Raw genomic sequence first — 17,417 nt, forward strand, 5'->3', positions numbered from 1 at the left:
ATGAATCAGGAAAATCTGATCGAAGTGCGCGACCTCGCCGTCGAATTTGTTGTCGGCGAACACTGCCAGCGTGTCGTGGAGAATGTCAGCTTCGACATCAAGCGCGGTGAAACCCTGGCGTTGGTGGGCGAAAGCGGTTCCGGCAAATCGGTGACCGCTCACTCGATCCTGCGCCTGCTGCCCTACCCCCTCGCCCGACACCCTTCGGGCACCATCGAATATTCCGGGCAAAACCTGCTGAACCTGAAAGAAAAAACCATTCGCCATATCCGCGGCAACCGGATCGCGATGATCTTCCAGGAGCCGATGACCTCGCTCAACCCGCTGCATTCGATCGAGAAACAGATCAATGAAGTGCTGGGCATCCACAAGGGCCTGGTCGGCAAAGTGGCGACCAAACGCACCCTGGAACTGCTGGAAATGGTCGGCATTCCAGAGCCGGAGAAGCGCCTCAAGGCCTTGCCCCACGAATTGTCCGGCGGCCAGCGTCAGCGGGTGATGATTGCCATGGCGTTGGCCAACGAGCCGGAACTGTTGATCGCGGATGAGCCGACTACCGCGCTGGACGTGACCGTCCAGCTGAAAATCCTCGAATTGCTCAAGGAATTACAGGCTCGCCTGGGCATGGCGCTGCTACTGATCAGTCACGATTTGAACCTGGTGCGAAGAATTGCGCATCGCGTATGTGTCATGCAGCGCGGTTGCATCGTCGAACAGGCATCGTGCGAAGAGTTGTTCCGCGCGCCGCAGCATCCGTACACTCGGATCCTGCTGGCAGCGGAGCCCGGCGGCAAGCCTGCAACCAACGTGATCGGCCCGCCCTTGCTGGCAGTCGAGGACCTGAAAGTCTGGTTTCCGATCAAGAAAGGCCTGCTCAAGCGCACGGTGGATCACGTCAAGGCAGTGGACGGCATCAATTTCAGCCTGCCCCAGGGCCAGACCCTGGGCATTGTTGGCGAAAGCGGTTCCGGCAAGTCGACGCTGGGTCTGGCAATCTTGCGCCTGATCAGTAGCAAAGGTGCGATCCGTTTTGAAGGCAAACAGCTAGACTGCCTGACGCAGCAACAGGTCAGACCGCTGCGGCGGGAGATGCAGGTGGTGTTTCAGGACCCGTTTGGCAGCCTGAGCCCACGGATGTGCGTGAGCCAGATCGTTGGCGAAGGCCTGCGAATTCACAAGATCGGCACCGAAGCGGAACAGGAACAAGCGATTATTGCGGCACTCAAGGAGGTAGGCCTGGACCCGGACACCCGGCACCGCTACCCCCACGAATTTTCCGGTGGGCAACGGCAGAGAATCGCCATTGCCCGGGCATTAGTGCTAAAACCGGCGTTGATTCTGCTGGACGAGCCGACATCGGCCCTCGACCGGACCGTACAACGCCAAGTAGTGGAGCTGCTGCGTTCACTGCAAACCAAGTACAACCTGACGTATCTGTTTATCAGCCATGACCTGGCTGTCGTCAAAGCGCTGAGCCACCAGCTGATGGTGGTCAAGCATGGCCAAGTGGTCGAACAGGGAGACGCGCAAAGCATTTTTGCCGCCCCCCAACATCCGTATACACAGCAGTTGCTGGAAGCCGCTTTCCTGGCTCCGGACACTGCGCAATAACCTGAAAGAGAGGAGCAACACATGGGTTTTCTCGCCGGTAAGCGCGTACTGATCGTCGGTGTCGCCAGCAAGCTGTCCATCGCATCCGGCATCGCTGCCGCCATGCATCGCGAGGGCGCTGAGCTTGCCTTCACTTATCAGAACGACAAACTCAAGGGTCGTGTCGAAGAGTTCGCACAAGGCTGGGGTTCGAGCCCTGAGCTGTGCTTCCCGTGCGACGTGGCCAGCGATGCGGAAATCGCCAAGGTCTTCGAAGAATTGAGCAAGAAGTGGGACGGCCTGGACTGCATCGTGCACTCCGTCGGCTTCGCCCCGGGCGACCAACTGGACGGCGACTTCACCGAAGCCACCACCCGTGAAGGTTTCCGCATCGCTCACGACATCAGCGCCTACAGCTTCGTGGCCCTGGCCAAGGCCGGTCGCGAAATGATGAAAGGCCGCAACGGCAGCCTGCTGACCCTGTCGTACCTGGGCGCCGAGCGCACCATGCCGAACTACAACGTGATGGGCATGGCCAAGGCTTCCCTGGAAGCGGGCGTACGCTACCTGGCCGGCTCCCTGGGCCCGGACGGCACTCGCGTCAACTGCGTATCGGCCGGCCCGATCCGCACCCTCGCCGCTTCCGGCATCAAGAACTTCCGCAAGATGCTGGCGGCCAACGAAGCGCAAACCCCGCTGCGTCGCAACGTCACCATCGAAGAAGTCGGCAACGCCGGCGCCTTCCTGTGCTCGGACCTGGCGTCGGGTATCAGTGGTGAAATCATGTACGTGGACGGTGGCTTCAACACCACGGCCATGGGCAACCTCGAAGAGTGATCTTCGGTTAGCCACTAAAAAACCCGCCTTTTTGGCGGGTTTTTTGTGCCTGGGATTCCAGTGCGGGCGCAATCCATTGCAGGAGCCGGTATTTCAGGGTTAAAAAGTTCAGGGCGTGGAATGCCGTTTTCGCTGGCAAGCCAGCGCCTACACTCATTCTCCATGACCGAGGCTCACCTGATGCAACTCTCTCCTTTTCACTTGGCCATTCCGGTGTATGACCTGCCCGCCGCGCGGCACTTTTATGGCAGCGTGTTTGGTTTGGAAGAAGGCCGCTCCAGCGACCATTGGGTCGATTTCAACTTTTTCGGCCATCAACTGGTGATTCACCTGGCGCCGAAAAACGCCTCGCAAGAGGCTGCTCATACCAATGCGGTGGACGGCCATGACGTACCGGTACCGCATTTCGGCGTGGTGCTGGGGATGGCGGAATGGGAGGCGCTGGCCGAGCGGTTGAAGGCGCTGGAGACGCGGTTCGTGATCGAACCGGGGATTCGCTTTCAGGGACAGGTTGGCGAACAGGCGACGATGTTTCTGTTCGATCCGTGTGGGAATGCACTGGAGTTCAAAGCATTCAAGGATATCGGGCAGTTGTTTGCCAAATAGGTGGTGATTGTGAGGGCCCCATCGCGGGCAAGCCCGCTCCCACAGTGGCCTCGGTGATCACAAATTTTGTGTACACCCATTGACCCTGTGGGAGCGGGCTTGCCCGCGATGAGGCCCTTTCATACAACATCAATCTACCGGCCCAGCGCCTTTTCAGCCTCAACCAGCAGTTCTTCAACCGAGTCATGAACCGTAGGGTCATACTCGATCTGCCCAATGCTGAAACCAATGCCATACCCGCGATGGGCCATGGTATTGCGCTCATCCAGCATTTCCTCCAGCCGGGCCTTGATGGCCGTGACATCCACGCCGCAAGAGCCGGTGAGCAAGGCGACGAAGGTAGCGCCTTCCAGGCGGCCAATCACGTCACTTTCCCGAAATCCGATGCTCAGCACATCGGCGAAGGTCTTCAGCGCGTGATCACCCTCAGTGCGACCAAACAGATAGTTGATACGCTTGAAGTCATCCAGGTTGAAAAACAGCAGCGTCGCCGGCCGCCCCAGTTGCCCGCAGGCCTCCAGTCCCAGTTGGGCCAGCGCCAGGAAACCATGCCGATTGGGCAGCAGCGTCAGTTCATCCATACTCGCCATCTGCACCCCGATCAGCTCTTGCTCGGCCTTGCGTGCAAGATCACGCAGCAGTTCACGCTCCTGCTGTGGCGTCCCTGCACATACACCTGTTGTGTGCGGTTTGCCTGAGATCAGCATCACATACTCCCATGGAGGGTATGTTCTTTAGAGTCCTCGATATCGGTTTGACTCCGTGTTCATTGACCGATGGTCAAGTACCCAGCACCGGGCAAGGCCCTCCTGCCTCAGCCCAGAGCTTGAACTGGGTGACAAAAATATCGTGCGGAACCGGCACCGGTGTGCGATTACCGCCCGGATTCCAGCCCCAGAGCACGAGTTTGTCCTCGCTGACGTGTTTGATCAGCGCCGCGAAATCCCGGTCGCCATTGCTCGCGCGGTCCTTGATCATGCTGCACAGCTTGTCGGGCGGCAGGCCGATCCAGGCCATTTTGTGCGCCGCCGGCGGCAGGCTCCAATGGGGGGCACCGGGTGGCGCCTTGGGGCCGTAACTGGCCGGTGGATTGGCTTCGGCATGGCAAGTGGCGCAGGGCAATCCCGCCGCGCCTTTGCCGTCCAGGCCACGCACGACGTTCATCGCATGGGGCGTTCCCCCGTCAAACTGCAACGGTGAATCGCCGGGAATGTGGCAGTTCTGGCAACGGGGGCTCTGGAAGACTTTCTGTACCGTGTCGAAGGCCTTCAGTGCCTCCTTGTCATCAGCGAACAGCTCAGTTGCATAGATGAAAAGGCAAAGCAGGAGCAAGCCGCCAAGTACCCAATGATGTCGTTTCATCTCACACCCCCGACAGTTGCAGCGGCAGCTCCCGCAGGCGCTGCCCGGTCAGGGCGAACACCGCGTTGGCCACTGCCGGCGCCGTGGGTGGCACACCGGCCTCACCGATGCCGCCGGGTTTTTCGCTGCTGGGCAGGATGTGCACTTCAACCACCGGCATCTCGTTGAGCCGCAGCACCTGGTAATCGTGGTAGTTGGATTGCACCACGTGTCCGTCCTTGATCGTCAGTTTGCTGTGCAGGGTGAAGCTCAGGCCGAAGGCGATGCACGACTCCATCTGCGCCGCGATGCTCTGCGGGTTGACCGCAATCCCGCAGTCCACCGCGCACACCACCCGATGTACCCGGATCGCCAGGTTGTCCTGGGACACTTCGGCGACGTGGGCCACGTAGCTGCCGAACGACTCATGCACCGCCACGCCCAGGGCATGGCCGTCTGGCAGCGGCGCCTTCCAGTTGGCCTTCTCCACCGCCAGATTCAACACGCCAAGGTGCCGCGGATGGTCCTTGAGCAAGGTCCGCCGGTACTCCACCGGGTCCTTGCCCGCCGCCGTGGCCAGCTCATCGATCAGCGATTCCATGACAAAGGCGGTGTGGGTATGCCCCACCGAACGCAACCACAGCACCTTGATGCCGGTTTTCGGCGAATGCAGGTCAACCTGATGATTGGCCAGACCTTCGAGATACGGGCTATCGGCCACGCCCTCGACCGACGTCTTGTCGATGCCGTTCTTGACCATGGCCGCCTCGAGCGAAGTGCCCGCCATGATCGACTGCCCGACCAACACATGTTTCCACGCCATTGGCAGGCCATCAGCCCCCAGCCCCACCCGCGCCTGATGCAGGAATGCCGAGCGGTAGTAGCCGCCACGGATGTCATCCTCCCGCGCCCACACGGTTTTCACCGGTGCACCCGCCGCCTTGGCGACCTGCACCGCTTCGGCGACAAAATCCGAGGTCGGGTTGGCCCGCCGGCCGAAACCGCCGCCGAGGAACTCGGTGTGGATTTCGACCTGCTCGGGTTTGAGTCCGGTGATTTTCCCGGCGATCATCTGGTCCAGGGTCTGGAACTGCGTGCCGGTCCAGATCTCGCATTTATCCTGAGTGATTTTCACCGTGCAATTGAGTGGTTCCATCGGCGCGTGGGCCAGGTACGGCACGCTGTATTCGACGTCGAGGGTCTTGGCCGCCTTGGCCAACGCCGCCTTGGCATCGCCTGCCTGACTGGCCGGGAGGCCGGGTGTGGCGGCGAGTTTGCGAAAGTCCTCCAGCAGTTTCTGACTGTCCAGCCCAGTGTTCGGCCCCAGGTCCCATTCAACCTTCAGCGCATCGCGCCCCAGTTTTGCCGCCCAGTAGTGATCGGCGATCACTGCCACGCCGGTCGGCACCTGCACCACTTTGTGCACGCCTGGAATCGCCAGCGCCTCGGCGCCTTCAAAGGATTTGACGCTGCCGCCGAACACCGGCGAACGGGCGACCATCGCGGTCATCAGGCCATCGAACTGCACATCCATGCCGAATTTGGCGCGACCGGTGATTTTCTCCGGCGTGTCCAGGCGCTTGGTGGGTTTGCCGATGATCGTCCAGTCTTTCGCATCCTTGAGTTTGATCGATGCCGGATCCGGCACCGGCAGCTTGCCGGCGTCATCGGCCAGTTCGCCGTAGGTGGCGCGTTGGTCGCCGGCAATCACGACGCCCGATTCGGTGGTAATCGTAGAAGGCGCGACATTGAAACGCTTGGCCGCAGCCTCGATCAACATCAACCGGGCCGCCGCACCGGCCTGGCGATAGCGATCGAACTCCATCCAGGTCGAGGTCGATCCGCCAGTGATCTGCATGCCGCCGAACCCGGCCAGACCGTAGTCCTTGGCGGAGGCCGGGGAATGTTCGACGCGAATTTTCGACCAGTCGGCGTCCAGTTCTTCGGCGATCAACATGGTCAGGCCGGTCCAGATGCCCTGCCCCATTTCCGAATGGCCAAGCAACACGGTGACGCTGTTGTCATTGCCGATGCGCAGGAAGGCATTGGGGGCGAACACGTTGCCCTGGTTCTCGGCGCCCATGGCAAAGCGATGGGCACCGGGGATGACGAACGCCACCACCAGCCCGCCGCCCAGCACGGCACTGCCCTTGAGAAAACCACGACGCGAGAGCGGATGGAGGTTGTTCATGACCACCTCAACTCAGCTCGGCGGCGCGCTTGACCGCGGCGCGGATTCTTGAATAGGTGCCGCAACGGCAGATATTGCCCGACAGCGCCTGATCGATATCACTGTCGGTCGGTTGCGGGATCTTCGCCAGCAACGCCGCCGCCGACATAATCTGCCCGGACTGGCAATAACCGCACTGGACCACATCAAGTTCGGCCCAGGCTTGTTGCACCGGGTGCGAACCGTCAATCGACAAGCCTTCGATGGTGAGGATTTTCTGCCCATGGGCCACGGCTGTGGCGGGTGTGATACAGGAGCGTAATGGCGCGCCGTCGATGTGCACGGTGCAGGCACCGCATTGAGCCATGCCGCAACCGAACTTGGTCCCGGTCAGGTGCGCGACATCACGCAGGACCCAGAGCAAAGGCATGTCCGCGGGGACATCCAGTTCCTGGTCCTTGCCATTGATATTGAGGGTCAACATTTGCGAAGGTCCTCAGACTCAGGGTGTTCTGAAGGGGGCGTCGCTGTAGCCGTCAACGACCTGCGCGCGCCTCGGGTTATCCCTTCAGCTAAGTCCAATTTGCCCCGCAGGCCGAACTCTATCGACCGCCGGTCACCCTCGACTTGAGCAAAATATCGGTATAACGCCACAGAAACAGCCCGAACGCGCTACACCAGAGTACCGCAGACAGCGCCAGCCCCAGTCCGGAGAACGGCACTAGCAGCACCCGCGACAGGCCCGCCATCAACATCAGCGCAAACCCCGCCACGATCGCTTTCGACGGCTGCAGCGGCCGTCCGGTGTGGCCAAGGCTGACCCGAGCGATCATCGCCAGAATCAGACCACCCACACCGCCCACCGCCAACGAATGGGTGGCCAGGCTCTGTTGCGGAATCCAGCCTGCATGCCACAGCGCCATGGCGAAAACCGCCACCGCCAGCCAGGCGTAGGACAGATACAGCGACCACAGCAACGGCACGTTCCACAGGCCCCGATCGTGCCAGCGCCATAGGCGCAGCAGGTGCAAAGCGCCCATCAGTACGAACAACGCTGCCAACCAAGTCCTGGGAACGTCTTGTAAACCGAGGGCAAATGACAGCGCTGCAAACAAACCGCTCACCATCAGAATCCGGGTCGGCCATGGACTTCCCGCCGGCTGCGCCGGCCGACTCAGGCCTCGCTGGATGAAAAACGGAATCACGCGCCCGCCAATCACACTCATCATGGCGCCCACCAACCACAAGGCCGCCAGGACACCACGCCGTTGCAGCCCGGCGTCGTCGGTCGAAAGGCCCGACACCGTCATGGCCTGGCACCCGGCCAGCAGCATGACCATCAGCAGAATCGGATAGTTGTCGCGCTTGCCGGCGGCGATCAAGTCGCGGCCCAGCACCAAGGCCAGCAGTGGCAGAAAAGGCAGCTGCAAGAGAAGCAAAAAACCCGGGGAAATCGGCAGCAGCCAGGCCAGTCGCGCCAGCAACCAGACCAGCACCAGCCCGATCAATGGCCAACCCTTTAGCCCTGGACGTCCGGTCCAGTTCGGCACCGCCGTCAGCAGGAACCCGGCAATGATCGCCACGGCGAAGCCGAACGGCATTTCGTGTCGATGCCAGGCGAGCATGCCGCCCACCGCTTGCGCGCCAGGCAAACGGCCATACAACCAGAGGGCCCAGATCGCCACCGCCAGCGCAGCGAACGTGGCCCCGGCCAGAAAGAACGGACGAAAACCGAGACTGAAAACAGGCACCGCGACCCATTTGCGCATCAGGCCAGCGCCCCGGCCAGCGGTTTGCTCAACCGATGTTGGGCCAGCAAGCGCATGACGTAGCCGATTTTCAGCAAGGTCGGCCCGACAATGGTCATGGCATGCAGCGAAACCAGGGCAACGATCGACAGATGGCCGTCGTAAAGGTAAGCACCGTAGATCCCTGCCAGCAGCATCGCCAGGCCGACACCGAGCACACGGTTTGAGAGATGCAGAACGTTCTGAGGGTTGCTGAAGAAATGGAACATTTTTCCGTACTCCTGTAGCCGTTCAGTTGTACGTTTGATGCATCAAGGGTCGTGCCAGGTATTTACCTCATACGAATCAGGCAGTTGAGATAGATCAAGTCAAAATGACTCATTGCAAAAAGAGTCGTTTGGACTCATATCGCAGTCATATTGACGCGATCCTGTAGGAGCTGGCTTGCCAGCGAAAGCGGATTTTCAGTCAACATTGATGTTGACTGTGGCGCCGTCTTCGCTGGCAAGCCAGCTCCTACAGCGAGGCGTTTCGGGGCATTTGTCGATCTACGGCACGACCAGACGAGCAGAGGCTGACTACGCTGATAATCCAGCATGGAAAAACCTGCGAAGGAGACCCGTCATGCAACGCGTTCAAAAACTTACGCCCTGCCTGTGGTTCGACGATCAGGCCGAAGAAGCGGCAAAGTTCTACTGTTCGATCTTCGACCATTCGAAAATCACTGCCACCACCCACTATGGTCACGCCGGTTTCGAGTTCCACGGACGGCCCGAAGGTTCGGTGATGACGGTCAGCTTCGAACTCGACGGGCAGAGTTTCACCGGCCTGAACGGTGGTCCGATGTTCAAGTTCAGCGAGGCGATTTCCTTTCAGGTCAATTGCCAGACCCAGGACGAAGTCGACCATTTCTGGGGAGCCCTGTCGGCTGGCGGTGTCCCGCAGGCTCAGCAATGCGGCTGGCTCAAAGACAAGTTTGGAATGTCGTGGCAAGTTGTTCCGGTGCAACTGATGGACATGATGAAAGACCCCGACACGCACAAATCCCAACGAGCCATGGAAGCGATGCTGCAAATGAAAAAACTCGATATCGCCGCACTCAAGCGAGCCTTTGACGGCGAGAGCTAATACACTCCGGGGCTGATCTGCCGAGGACCGACCATGACGCTCGCCAAGCCCAAGGACACAGACAAGGCCCCGCGCTTCTGGCGCGACGACGCCCTGCCCTTCATCGAGGCGCGCTCCATCGCCGACGGACGCGAGGTCTGTTACACCCGGCATGCCCATGAGCATTTTTCCATCGGTGCGATCACCGCCGGGCGCAGCACCTATGTGCACGAGCAATCGCGGTTCGAGGTCAGTGCCGGCACCGTGGTGTTGATGAATCCGGGTGATGTCCACGCCTGCAATCCGATTGACGACCAGCCCTGGTCTTACCTGATGCTGTATGTCGATACCCTGTGGCTCACCGGCTTGCAGCATCAGCTCGGCTTCAGCGAAGACCCGGCATTTCGCCGCTTCGCCGTCACCCACACCTCGGACGCCGATCTGTTTTACGGTTTGCAGGGCTTGTATGACGTCTTGATCGATCCGCAGCAGGACGTCCTGCGCAAGCACAGCGCAGCGGTGGAGTTTTTCACTGAGGTGCAGCTACGGCTGAATCCGGTCGATCAACCGCTGCGCGAACCCAATTTCAAGCTGGAACGCGCCGCCGACTTTATCCGCGACCACTGCACGCACATGCTCAAACTCGAGGACATTTGCGACGCGGCGCAATTGTCGCCGTCCTACCTGATCCGCGCCTTCAAGCAGCATTACGGCATGACGCCCCACGCCTTCCTGGTCAACCGACGCATCCAGTTCGCGCGGGAGCAACTGCGCAACGGCAAGCTGATCGCCGACGTAGCGCTGGAAGCGGGATTTGCCGATCAGGCGCATTTTCAACGGGCGTTCAAACAGCATTTGGCGGCGACACCCGGGCAGTATCGGGGATGAACCTAACTTGCTTTGTGCGTTGAGCTTTTGTGGCGAGGGAGCTTGCTCCCGCTCGGCGGCGAAGCTTCGCTAGACCTGTATGCAAGGTTTGTCTGAAGAGCGTCGGGGGCCGCTTCGCAGCCCAGCGGGAGCAAGCTCCCTCGCCACAATGATGTTTACGGCAGCAGCAAGTAAACCGCACTTCCCGCCAGCAATAACGCCATGCCCCGATTGAACCAGCGCATCCCTGCCGGATTGTTCAGATACCCGCGCAAAAACGTCCCCGCATACGCCCAGCAACCGACCGACAGGTAGCAGATCACCAGGTAAACTGCCGCGAATTGCCACACCAGCCGCGCCTCGCCATCGGCGACGAACGCGCCCATGCCGGCCACGCAGGCCAGCCAGGCTTTCGGGTTGAGCCATTGCATGACGGCGCCATACAGCATCGACGGCGCGCGATCAGCGTCCTTCGCCTCAAGGTGCCCATTATCGCCCGCCAGCTTGAACGCCATGTACAACAGGAACGCCACCCCAGCCCACTGCACCACCTGGGTCATGGCCGGCCAACGCTGCAACAACTCATGCAGCCCCAACCCCATCAGCACCAGCAGCAACACAAACCCCAGAGTCGCCCCGGCCACATGCCGCTGACTGGCGCGAAAGCCGAAGCGCGCCCCCGAACTCAACGCCACGATATTCACCGGTCCCGGCGTTATCGAAGCGACCAGCGCAAACGCCGCCATGGACATCATCAGACTCATCGCACACCTTCTTCCTGTCAGTTGAACCAGGCCTCAAGGTAAAGAGCCCTCGGGTGCACGTATTGAAGAAAACTGCCCTGTACGAACGCTATGCGTAAAAGCCGACCACCCGCTTCACTTTCCCCAGCGCTTCGCGCAGCGAGTCCATGTCCACCGAGCCCAGCGCCAGGCGAATGGCGTGCGGCACATGGGGGGTAATCGAAAAGGGTTCGGCGGGCGACACCGACACCTGCTCGCGCATCAACGCCATGGCGATCTGGTCCGCCCGCGCCTCTTCCCCCAAAGGCAACCAGATGAAGTACGAAGAGGGGTGGCTGATCGTCCTGATCCCTGTCAGCACCTCCCGCGCCAAGGCTTGCCGCGCTTGTGCGTCCGCACGTTTGTGCGCCTCCAGCTTGCTCACGGTACCGTCGTCGAGCCAGGCCGTAGCAATGGCGGTCATCACACCAGGGGTGTTCCAGGTGGTTGCCATGATCGTGCGCTCGAAACCCGCGATCCATTGCGCGGGGGCGGCCACGAAACCGACGCGCAACCCGGTGGCGACATTCTTGGATAAACCGGACACGTACACCGTTCTTTCCGGCGCCATCTCGGCCAGCGGTGGCGGCGGGTTTTCGGCCAGAAACGCGTAGGCCGCGTCCTCGATGATCGTCAGGTCATGCTGGCGTGCAATCGCCACCAATTGCCCGCGCTGATCGGCGTCCATCACCCAACCCAAGGGATTGTGCAAAGTCGGCATCGAGTAGACGGCCCGTACAGAGCGACGCTGGCAGAGTTGTTCCAGGGCCGGCAAGTCCGGCCCTTGGTCGGTGACTGGAATGGGCAAGACTTCAAGGTGCAGCGTTTCGGCCAGCGTCTTGAAACCCGGATAGGTCAAGGCATCGGCGGCGATGACATCGCCGGGCTTGAGCAGCGTCATCATCACCACCGCCAGGCCATGCTGGGCGCCACTGACGATCAACACCTGCTCGGCCGGAACATTCAGCCCGCGCTCAACCAGGTGGCGTGCCATTGAGGCCCGCTCATGCAGACGCCCTGCGTGGGGCTGGTAGCGCAGGTGCGATTCCAGGTCGCCGGACAACGCAAGCTGGCGCAGGGCATGGCGCAACAGATCCGCCTGGCCGGGCAACGACGGGTAGTTGAAATTGAGGTCGATCATCCCCGCCGCCACCACGGACTGGGAAATACCCTGCCCGGGCGGTAGTGATGTTTCCCGGACAAAGGTCCCGCGCCCGGTTTCGCCGCTGATCAAGCCCATGCTTTCAAGCTCGGCGTAAACCCGACTGGCAGTGACCAGCGCCAGTCCGTGCTCAGTAGCCAGTTGCCGATGCGTCGGCAGCCGTGTGCCGGGCGGCAAACGTCCTGAGCGGATGTCAGCGGCGAAGGCATCCACCAGTGATTTATAGCGGGAACGAGGCATGTCGAGATGTATCCATGACAATTTTTTGATTGTATTGATAGTCGGTCATAGGATGGATTCACGCAACCCAACAATGAGCGTGAGCGAAATGGAACGGACATCAAATCTGCAAGACCGGGCACTGGACAGCAGTGCGAGTGGCTGGATCAATGGCTTGATCGGTGTGGTGATTTTCAGCGGCTCACTGCCGGCGACACGGCTGGCGGTGCTGGAATTCGATCCGGTTTTCCTCACGGTGGCCCGCGCGACCATCGCCGCGCTTCTGGCGCTGTGCCTGCTGCTGTTGTTCAAGGAAAAACGCCCTGCACGCAATCAACTGGTGCCCCTGGCCATCGTCGCCTTGGGTGTGGTGGTGGGTTTTCCGCTGCTGACCGCACTGGCGTTGCAGTACGTGACCTCCGCCCACTCCATCGTGTTCGTCGGCCTGCTGCCGCTCGCGACCGCGGTATTCGGTGTTTTGCGTGGCGGTGAACGCCCTCGGCCGGTGTTCTGGATCTTCTCGGTGCTGGGCAGCCTGCTGGTCGTCGGCTTCGCCGTTGCCCAAGGCCTGACTGCCTCACCTCAAGGCGACATCCTGATGCTGCTGGCGATCCTGGCCTGTGGCCTGGGTTATGCCGAAGGGGCAAAGCTGTCGCGCACGCTCGGCGGCTGGCAGGTGATTTCCTGGGCGCTGGTGCTGGCATTGCCGGTCATGGCTGCACTCACCTGGTGGCGGATGCCGACGTCGTTCAGCGGCATCAGCACGCCAGCCTGGTTCAGCCTGGCTTACGTGTCGCTGTTCAGCATGCTGATCGGTTTTGTGTTCTGGTATCGCGGGCTGGCCCAGGGCGGAATCGCCGCCGTCGGCCAACTGCAACTGCTGCAACCGTTTTTTGGCCTGGCGCTGGCGGCGACCCTGCTGCACGAACAGGTCAGCCTCGGCATGCTCGGGGTGACCGTGGCGGTGATTGTGTGCGTGGCCGGGGCGAAAAAATTCGCCCGCTAGCCACTGCTATGGCGCTTGCCGTCATGACTGTACGGGGCATGCCACCCGACCGGCGTGGTAAAAATACAGCTCTCGTTACAGGAGCCCAACCATGGACCTCGCCACCCTTACTCTTTTCCTTCCGGCCTGCTTCGCCCTGAACATGGCGCCAGGCCCGAACAACCTGTTGTCGGTCAGCAATTCGACCCGCTACGGCTACCGTACCGCCTGTGTGGCCGGGGTTGGCCGCTTGCTGGCGTTCGCCGGGATGATCGCCCTCGCCTCGGCGGGCCTGGCGGTGGTGCTGCAAACCTCGGAGTTGTTGTTCTATGGGATCAAGATCCTGGGGGCGGCTTACCTGTTCTATCTCGCCTGGCAACTGTGGCGCGCGGAACCTGGTGTGGAAAACACCGTGATGGGTGCTCCGGTGGGGATGCTGGCGTTGGCCCGGCAGGAATTTCTGGTGGCGGCGGGCAACCCGAAAGCGATCCTGATCTTCACCGCGTTCCTGCCGCAATTCGTCGACTCGACCCGGGCCATCACGCCGCAATTCGCCGTGCTGGGTGCGCTGTTCCTGGTGTTGGAATGGATCGCCATCGCGGCCTACGCCTACATGGGCCTGCACATGCGCCGCTGGTTCGCCAAGCCGTCGGGCAAGCGGATGTTCAACCGCTGCTGCGCCAGCCTCTTATCGGCAGCAGCGTCCGTATTGCTGATGGCCCGACGGGCCTGACCCACATTGAGCCAAGGTGTTCACCCGACAGGCCTATACTTCAAGAGTCGGCACACTCGATGTGGCATGCAATCGTGTTTGATGTAACGCGTCGAGCGATCGCTCACGCAGGTCACGACCTGCCTTCGTCGTAGGGAGGAGAACATCATGGCGCGTAAATACATCGACTGCCGCGAGTTCCCGAGCGATACCCAATGCTCGGTCGCGCTGTCCGCAGACTCTGAAAACGAACTGCTCGAGGCTGCCGCACAGCATGCAGTCAACGTTCACAAGCACACCGACTCACCGGAACTGCGTGCTCAACTGAAGACCATGTTTCACGACGGCACCCCACCTGTTGAAGCACCGCGTCGCGCTTAGTACTCCGGGGTTTCAGAGGCGCACTTACATCTACTGTGGGAGCGAGCCTGCTCGCGATGGCGCAGTGTCAGTCACTTCAATGTTGGATGTGCTGGCGCCTTCGCGAGCAGGCTCGCTCCCACATAGGGTCTTAAGGTGGATGACAGAAATTCCCTGTCGATTTTCCGGTGGAGGCCGTCACTGCCCCGTTCTATGCTGCGTCCATGAACCTACAACACACGCTGCTTCCGCCCCACGCCGAGATGGTTCGCGCCATGCTCGAACGCGACACCGCCTACGAAGGGGTGTTTTTTACGGCGGTGAAAACCACTGGAATCTTCTGTCGCCCCAGCTGCACGGCGCGCAAGCCGAAGCCGGAGAACGTCGAGTTTTTCGCCCATGCCGATCAATGCCTGTCCGCCGGCTACCGTGCCTGTCTGCGCTGCAAGCCGCTGGATGCCGCGGACAGTGCCCCGGACTGGGTGCAGCGATTGCTCAAGGCGGTGGACACCGATCCCGAACAACGCTGGACCGACGCTCAACTGCTGGCCGAAGGCATCGAGCCGCTGAAATTGCGGCGCTGGTTCAAACAACATTTCGGCATGACATTCCACGCGTGGTTGCGCACCCGGCGCCTGGGCATGGCGCTGCGCGGCATCAAACAAGGCGACTCCATTGACAGCGCCGCGTTCGATTCGGGTTACGAATCCCTGAGCGGTTTTCGCGATGCGTTTCAAAAGTCCTTCCACATCACGCCGGGCCGCGCCGCCAACAGCGAGCCCCTGCTGTTCACCCGACTGACCACGCCGCTGGGGCCAATGATCGCCATGGCCGAAAGGCGTGGTCTGGTGTTGCTGGAGTTTCTCGATCAGTCTTCGTTGAACCGGGAAGTCGAAGCACTGCAAAACCGCTTTGGTTATGCCGTGGCGCCGGGGCATAACGCGCATCTGCAACAGATCGAAGAACAACTGAGCGAGTATTTTGCAGGCCTTCGCACTGAATTCAGCATTGCCCTGCACATGCCCGGCAGCGAGTTCTCCCGCCAGGTGTGGGCCGAGCTGGCAAAAATCCCCTACGGTCAGACCACCACCTACGGCGCCATCGCCACCCTTCTGGGCAAGCCCGGCGCCAGCCGCGCAGTGGGCCTGGCCAACGGTCATAACCGCCTATCGATCGTGGTGCCCTGCCACCGCGTGATCGGTGCCGACGGCTCGCTGACCGGCTACGCTGGAGGCCAACCGCGCAAGGCGTTTCTGCTCAGGCTGGAAAACGCTGCGGTGCAACTCACCGAACAACTCGCATTCTGATTCCACCCAGGTTTTTCATAAGGAAGGAAATTCGATGGACAGGCTCGACACTCAATTTCACCAACTGCATCAGGACGGCCTGCTGATCCTTACCAACGTCGCCGACGCCGCCGGGGCGCGGCTGGTGGAGCAGCTTGGCAACAAAGCGGTGGCCACCAGCAGCGCGGCGGTGGCCTGGGTTCATGGTTATCCGGATGGCAACACCCTGCCCCTTGAACGCCTGGTATCGACGGTCGAATCCATCGCCCGGCTGATCTCGGTGCCGTTGACCGTGGACATCGAGGCCGGTTACTCCGATGACCTGGCTCGGGTTGCACAGGTGGTGGACGCTGTGATCGCCGCCGGCGCGGTGGGGATCAATATCGAGGACGGCGCCTCCCCGCCCGAACTGCTCGCCCGCAAGATCGAAACCGTGCGGGAGATTGCCGAGCGTCGCAACGTGAATCTGTTTATCAACGCACGCACCGATGTGTACCTCAAGAGCCTGGTGCCTGCCGAAGACCGGGTGGCCGAAACCGTCCGGCGCGCCGTGCTGTATCAAGCGGCCGGTGCCAACGGGTTGTTCGCGGCGGGCGTCACGTCGGAGTATGAGATCAAGGCGCTGAGCCAAGGCACGACACTGCCGTTGAATGTACTTGGGTTACCCGGCCTGCCGTCGCCAGAAGCGCTGCAAGGGCTTGGCGTGCGTCGCCTGAGCGCCGGCTCGGGCATCGCCGAGTTTCTATACGGTGCCATGGCCTCACTGGCCCAAAGTTTTCTGCGCACCGGCAAACTCGATGACCACGACATCAAGGCGCTGACCTATGGCGAAATCAACGCGCTGTTGAAACCGTCCGGAAAAGCTTGATCCCATGCACGACCATTACCAGGCAGCCACCGAGTTCTTGTCCTCGCAAGACGATGACTGGCGTCGGCATATCGCCGCCGTCGGCCCGTGCCTGCATGAGCCCCATGCCGCTCGTGATCCCTATGAATCGCTGGTGCGGGCGATTGCCTACCAGCAACTGCACGCCAAGGCGGGCGATGCAATCGTCGGGCGCCTGTTGGCGTTGTTCCCGTCGGTCTCGTTTCCGCGACCTGAACAGATTGTTGCCACCGACTTCGATCAATTGCGCGCTTGCGGGTTTTCCGCCAGCAAGATCGCGACCATCCAAGGCATCGCCCAGGCGACCCTGGACGGCGTGGTGCCGGATTACACCACCGCGCTGGCGATGGATGATGAAGCGCTGATCGAACGCCTGGTCACCCTGCGCGGTGTGGGGCGCTGGACCGTGGAGATGCTGTTGATCTACAGCCTGGAGCGACCGGACATTCTGCCCGCCGATGACTTTGGGGTGCGTGAAGGGTATCGGCGGCTCAAGGGGTTGGAGGTACAGCCGACGCGCAAGCAGATGATCGAGATCGGGTTGGCGTGGAGTCCTTACCGGACGGTGGCTTCGTGGTATCTGTGGCGGGTGCCCGGCCGTTAGACCGCGTTATCGTTCATCGCCGTCAAGCCAGCTCCCACAAGGCACTTTGTGTCGGCAACATTTGTGTTCGACGCAAGACCTGTGGGAGCTGGCTTGCCAGCGATGGCGTCGGCACTATCACCCCAGATCTTCTAGGCTAAACCAAATAACTTCAG

At 61.1% G+C, this 17,417-nt stretch carries 19 protein-coding genes; 11 read left to right on the forward strand and 8 right to left on the reverse strand.

Going from position 1 to position 17,417, the window contains the following annotated elements; all coding sequences use genetic code 11:
- The 3 genes from BJ917_RS03250 to BJ917_RS03260 all read left to right on the forward strand — a co-directional run bounded on the left by BJ917_RS03250 (nt 1) and on the right by BJ917_RS03260 (nt 3,033).
- The gene (locus tag BJ917_RS03250) at nt 1–1,611 is read left to right on the forward strand and encodes an ABC transporter ATP-binding protein (protein ID WP_121101833.1); all 1,611 of its coding nucleotides are present in this window, start codon (nt 1–3) and stop codon (nt 1,609–1,611) included.
- Nucleotides 1,612–1,632: 21 nt separating this feature from the next.
- On the forward strand, nt 1,633–2,427 hold the full coding sequence (gene fabI / locus BJ917_RS03255; protein ID WP_020799278.1) for an enoyl-ACP reductase FabI: 795 nt from the start codon (nt 1,633–1,635) through the stop codon (nt 2,425–2,427).
- Nucleotides 2,428–2,607: 180 nt separating this feature from the next.
- Nucleotides 2,608–3,033 carry a VOC family protein gene (locus BJ917_RS03260; protein ID WP_121103088.1) on the forward strand — a complete coding sequence of 142 codons (426 nt, stop codon included), beginning with the start codon at nt 2,608–2,610 and terminating at the stop codon, nt 3,031–3,033.
- A gap of 134 nt (nt 3,034–3,167) precedes the next feature.
- Here BJ917_RS03260 and BJ917_RS03265 read toward each other — a convergent pair whose 3' ends face one another.
- The 6 genes from BJ917_RS03265 to BJ917_RS03290 all read right to left on the reverse strand — a co-directional run bounded on the left by BJ917_RS03265 (nt 3,168) and on the right by BJ917_RS03290 (nt 8,561).
- Nucleotides 3,168–3,740: a GGDEF domain-containing protein gene (locus BJ917_RS03265; protein ID WP_121101836.1), complete on the reverse strand. Its 573-nt coding sequence runs from the start codon at nt 3,738–3,740 to the stop codon at nt 3,168–3,170.
- 73 nt (nt 3,741–3,813) lie between these two features.
- On the reverse strand, nt 3,814–4,395 hold the full coding sequence (locus BJ917_RS03270) for a hypothetical protein (protein WP_121101838.1): 582 nt from the start codon (nt 4,393–4,395) through the stop codon (nt 3,814–3,816).
- 1 nt (nt 4,396) lies between these two features.
- On the reverse strand, nt 4,397–6,565 hold the full coding sequence (locus BJ917_RS03275; protein WP_121101841.1) for a xanthine dehydrogenase family protein molybdopterin-binding subunit: 2,169 nt from the start codon (nt 6,563–6,565) through the stop codon (nt 4,397–4,399).
- Nucleotides 6,566–6,572: 7 nt separating this feature from the next.
- Nucleotides 6,573–7,028 (reverse strand): (2Fe-2S)-binding protein, encoded by a 456-nt coding sequence (locus BJ917_RS03280; RefSeq protein ID WP_096510999.1) that lies wholly within the window; start codon nt 7,026–7,028, stop codon nt 6,573–6,575.
- Between the two features lie 118 nt (nt 7,029–7,146).
- Nucleotides 7,147–8,313 carry an NnrS family protein gene (locus BJ917_RS03285; protein WP_121101844.1) on the reverse strand — a complete coding sequence of 389 codons (1,167 nt, stop codon included), beginning with the start codon at nt 8,311–8,313 and terminating at the stop codon, nt 7,147–7,149.
- Nucleotides 8,313–8,561, reverse strand: a complete 249-nt coding sequence (locus BJ917_RS03290) for a transmembrane sensor/regulator PpyR (RefSeq protein ID WP_121101846.1) — start codon at nt 8,559–8,561, stop codon at nt 8,313–8,315. The genes BJ917_RS03285 and BJ917_RS03290 overlap by 1 nt, the downstream gene beginning before the upstream one ends.
- A 355-nt stretch (nt 8,562–8,916) precedes the next feature.
- On the opposite strand from BJ917_RS03290, the gene BJ917_RS03295 reads away from it, so the two are divergent.
- Nucleotides 8,917–9,420, forward strand: coding sequence for a VOC family protein (locus BJ917_RS03295; protein WP_096510993.1), 504 nt, complete (start codon nt 8,917–8,919; stop codon nt 9,418–9,420).
- Nucleotides 9,421–9,453: 33 nt separating this feature from the next.
- On the forward strand, nt 9,454–10,287 hold the full coding sequence (locus BJ917_RS03300; RefSeq protein ID WP_121101849.1) for an AraC family transcriptional regulator: 834 nt from the start codon (nt 9,454–9,456) through the stop codon (nt 10,285–10,287).
- Between the two features lie 155 nt (nt 10,288–10,442).
- On the opposite strand, the gene BJ917_RS03305 is transcribed toward BJ917_RS03300, so the two are convergent.
- Together BJ917_RS03305 and BJ917_RS03310 are read right to left on the reverse strand one after the other, a co-directional pair.
- Nucleotides 10,443–11,030, reverse strand: coding sequence for a LysE family translocator (locus BJ917_RS03305; protein WP_096510989.1), 588 nt, complete (start codon nt 11,028–11,030; stop codon nt 10,443–10,445).
- Between the two features lie 88 nt (nt 11,031–11,118).
- Nucleotides 11,119–12,450, reverse strand: coding sequence for a PLP-dependent aminotransferase family protein (locus BJ917_RS03310; protein ID WP_121101851.1), 1,332 nt, complete (start codon nt 12,448–12,450; stop codon nt 11,119–11,121).
- Between the two features lie 88 nt (nt 12,451–12,538).
- Here BJ917_RS03310 and BJ917_RS03315 point away from each other — a divergent pair, with 88 nt between their 5' ends.
- The 6 genes from BJ917_RS03315 to BJ917_RS03340 all read left to right on the forward strand — a co-directional run bounded on the left by BJ917_RS03315 (nt 12,539) and on the right by BJ917_RS03340 (nt 17,262).
- On the forward strand, nt 12,539–13,435 hold the full coding sequence (locus BJ917_RS03315; RefSeq protein WP_121101854.1) for a DMT family transporter: 897 nt from the start codon (nt 12,539–12,541) through the stop codon (nt 13,433–13,435).
- Nucleotides 13,436–13,526: 91 nt separating this feature from the next.
- Nucleotides 13,527–14,147 carry a LysE family translocator gene (locus BJ917_RS03320; protein WP_121101857.1) on the forward strand — a complete coding sequence of 207 codons (621 nt, stop codon included), beginning with the start codon at nt 13,527–13,529 and terminating at the stop codon, nt 14,145–14,147.
- Nucleotides 14,148–14,294: 147 nt separating this feature from the next.
- A complete protein-coding gene (locus BJ917_RS03325) occupies nt 14,295–14,507 on the forward strand; it encodes a DUF1059 domain-containing protein (RefSeq protein ID WP_096510981.1) in 213 nt (70 codons plus the stop codon).
- Nucleotides 14,508–14,710: 203 nt separating this feature from the next.
- Nucleotides 14,711–15,793, forward strand: coding sequence for a bifunctional transcriptional activator/DNA repair enzyme AdaA (locus BJ917_RS03330; RefSeq protein WP_096510979.1), 1,083 nt, complete (start codon nt 14,711–14,713; stop codon nt 15,791–15,793).
- A 34-nt stretch (nt 15,794–15,827) separates the two neighbouring features.
- Nucleotides 15,828–16,640 carry an isocitrate lyase/phosphoenolpyruvate mutase family protein gene (locus tag BJ917_RS03335; RefSeq protein WP_121101860.1) on the forward strand — a complete coding sequence of 271 codons (813 nt, stop codon included), beginning with the start codon at nt 15,828–15,830 and terminating at the stop codon, nt 16,638–16,640.
- 4 nt (nt 16,641–16,644) lie between these two features.
- On the forward strand, nt 16,645–17,262 hold the full coding sequence (locus BJ917_RS03340; protein WP_121101863.1) for a DNA-3-methyladenine glycosylase: 618 nt from the start codon (nt 16,645–16,647) through the stop codon (nt 17,260–17,262).
- Nucleotides 17,263–17,417 lie beyond the last annotated feature (155 nt).

This window comes from Pseudomonas sp. WPR_5_2 (genome assembly GCF_003634475.1).
GTDB lineage: Bacteria > Pseudomonadota > Gammaproteobacteria > Pseudomonadales > Pseudomonadaceae > Aquipseudomonas > Aquipseudomonas izuensis.

What these genes read in the sequence shown, in the direction of transcription:
- BJ917_RS03285 (WP_121101844.1), bottom strand. Translation starts at nt 8,313, where the DNA reads ATGCGCAAATGGGTCGCGGTGCCTGTTTTCAGTCTCGGTTTTCGTCCG.
- BJ917_RS03295 (WP_096510993.1), top strand. Translation starts at nt 8,917, where the DNA reads ATGCAACGCGTTCAAAAACTTACGCCCTGCCTGTGGTTCGACGATCAG.
- BJ917_RS03320 (WP_121101857.1), top strand. Translation starts at nt 13,527, where the DNA reads ATGGACCTCGCCACCCTTACTCTTTTCCTTCCGGCCTGCTTCGCCCTG.
- BJ917_RS03315 (WP_121101854.1), top strand. Translation starts at nt 12,539, where the DNA reads ATGGAACGGACATCAAATCTGCAAGACCGGGCACTGGACAGCAGTGCG.
- fabI (WP_020799278.1), top strand. Translation starts at nt 1,633, where the DNA reads ATGGGTTTTCTCGCCGGTAAGCGCGTACTGATCGTCGGTGTCGCCAGC.
- BJ917_RS03265 (WP_121101836.1), bottom strand. Translation starts at nt 3,740, where the DNA reads ATGCTGATCTCAGGCAAACCGCACACAACAGGTGTATGTGCAGGGACG.
- BJ917_RS03325 (WP_096510981.1), top strand. Translation starts at nt 14,295, where the DNA reads ATGGCGCGTAAATACATCGACTGCCGCGAGTTCCCGAGCGATACCCAA.
- BJ917_RS03300 (WP_121101849.1), top strand. Translation starts at nt 9,454, where the DNA reads ATGACGCTCGCCAAGCCCAAGGACACAGACAAGGCCCCGCGCTTCTGG.
- BJ917_RS03305 (WP_096510989.1), bottom strand. Translation starts at nt 11,030, where the DNA reads ATGAGTCTGATGATGTCCATGGCGGCGTTTGCGCTGGTCGCTTCGATA.
- BJ917_RS03250 (WP_121101833.1), top strand. Translation starts at nt 1, where the DNA reads ATGAATCAGGAAAATCTGATCGAAGTGCGCGACCTCGCCGTCGAATTT.
- BJ917_RS03310 (WP_121101851.1), bottom strand. Translation starts at nt 12,450, where the DNA reads ATGCCTCGTTCCCGCTATAAATCACTGGTGGATGCCTTCGCCGCTGAC.
- BJ917_RS03270 (WP_121101838.1), bottom strand. Translation starts at nt 4,395, where the DNA reads ATGAAACGACATCATTGGGTACTTGGCGGCTTGCTCCTGCTTTGCCTT.
- BJ917_RS03275 (WP_121101841.1), bottom strand. Translation starts at nt 6,565, where the DNA reads ATGAACAACCTCCATCCGCTCTCGCGTCGTGGTTTTCTCAAGGGCAGT.
- BJ917_RS03280 (WP_096510999.1), bottom strand. Translation starts at nt 7,028, where the DNA reads ATGTTGACCCTCAATATCAATGGCAAGGACCAGGAACTGGATGTCCCC.
- BJ917_RS03330 (WP_096510979.1), top strand. Translation starts at nt 14,711, where the DNA reads ATGAACCTACAACACACGCTGCTTCCGCCCCACGCCGAGATGGTTCGC.
- BJ917_RS03340 (WP_121101863.1), top strand. Translation starts at nt 16,645, where the DNA reads ATGCACGACCATTACCAGGCAGCCACCGAGTTCTTGTCCTCGCAAGAC.
- BJ917_RS03260 (WP_121103088.1), top strand. Translation starts at nt 2,608, where the DNA reads ATGCAACTCTCTCCTTTTCACTTGGCCATTCCGGTGTATGACCTGCCC.
- BJ917_RS03290 (WP_121101846.1), bottom strand. Translation starts at nt 8,561, where the DNA reads ATGTTCCATTTCTTCAGCAACCCTCAGAACGTTCTGCATCTCTCAAAC.
- BJ917_RS03335 (WP_121101860.1), top strand. Translation starts at nt 15,828, where the DNA reads ATGGACAGGCTCGACACTCAATTTCACCAACTGCATCAGGACGGCCTG.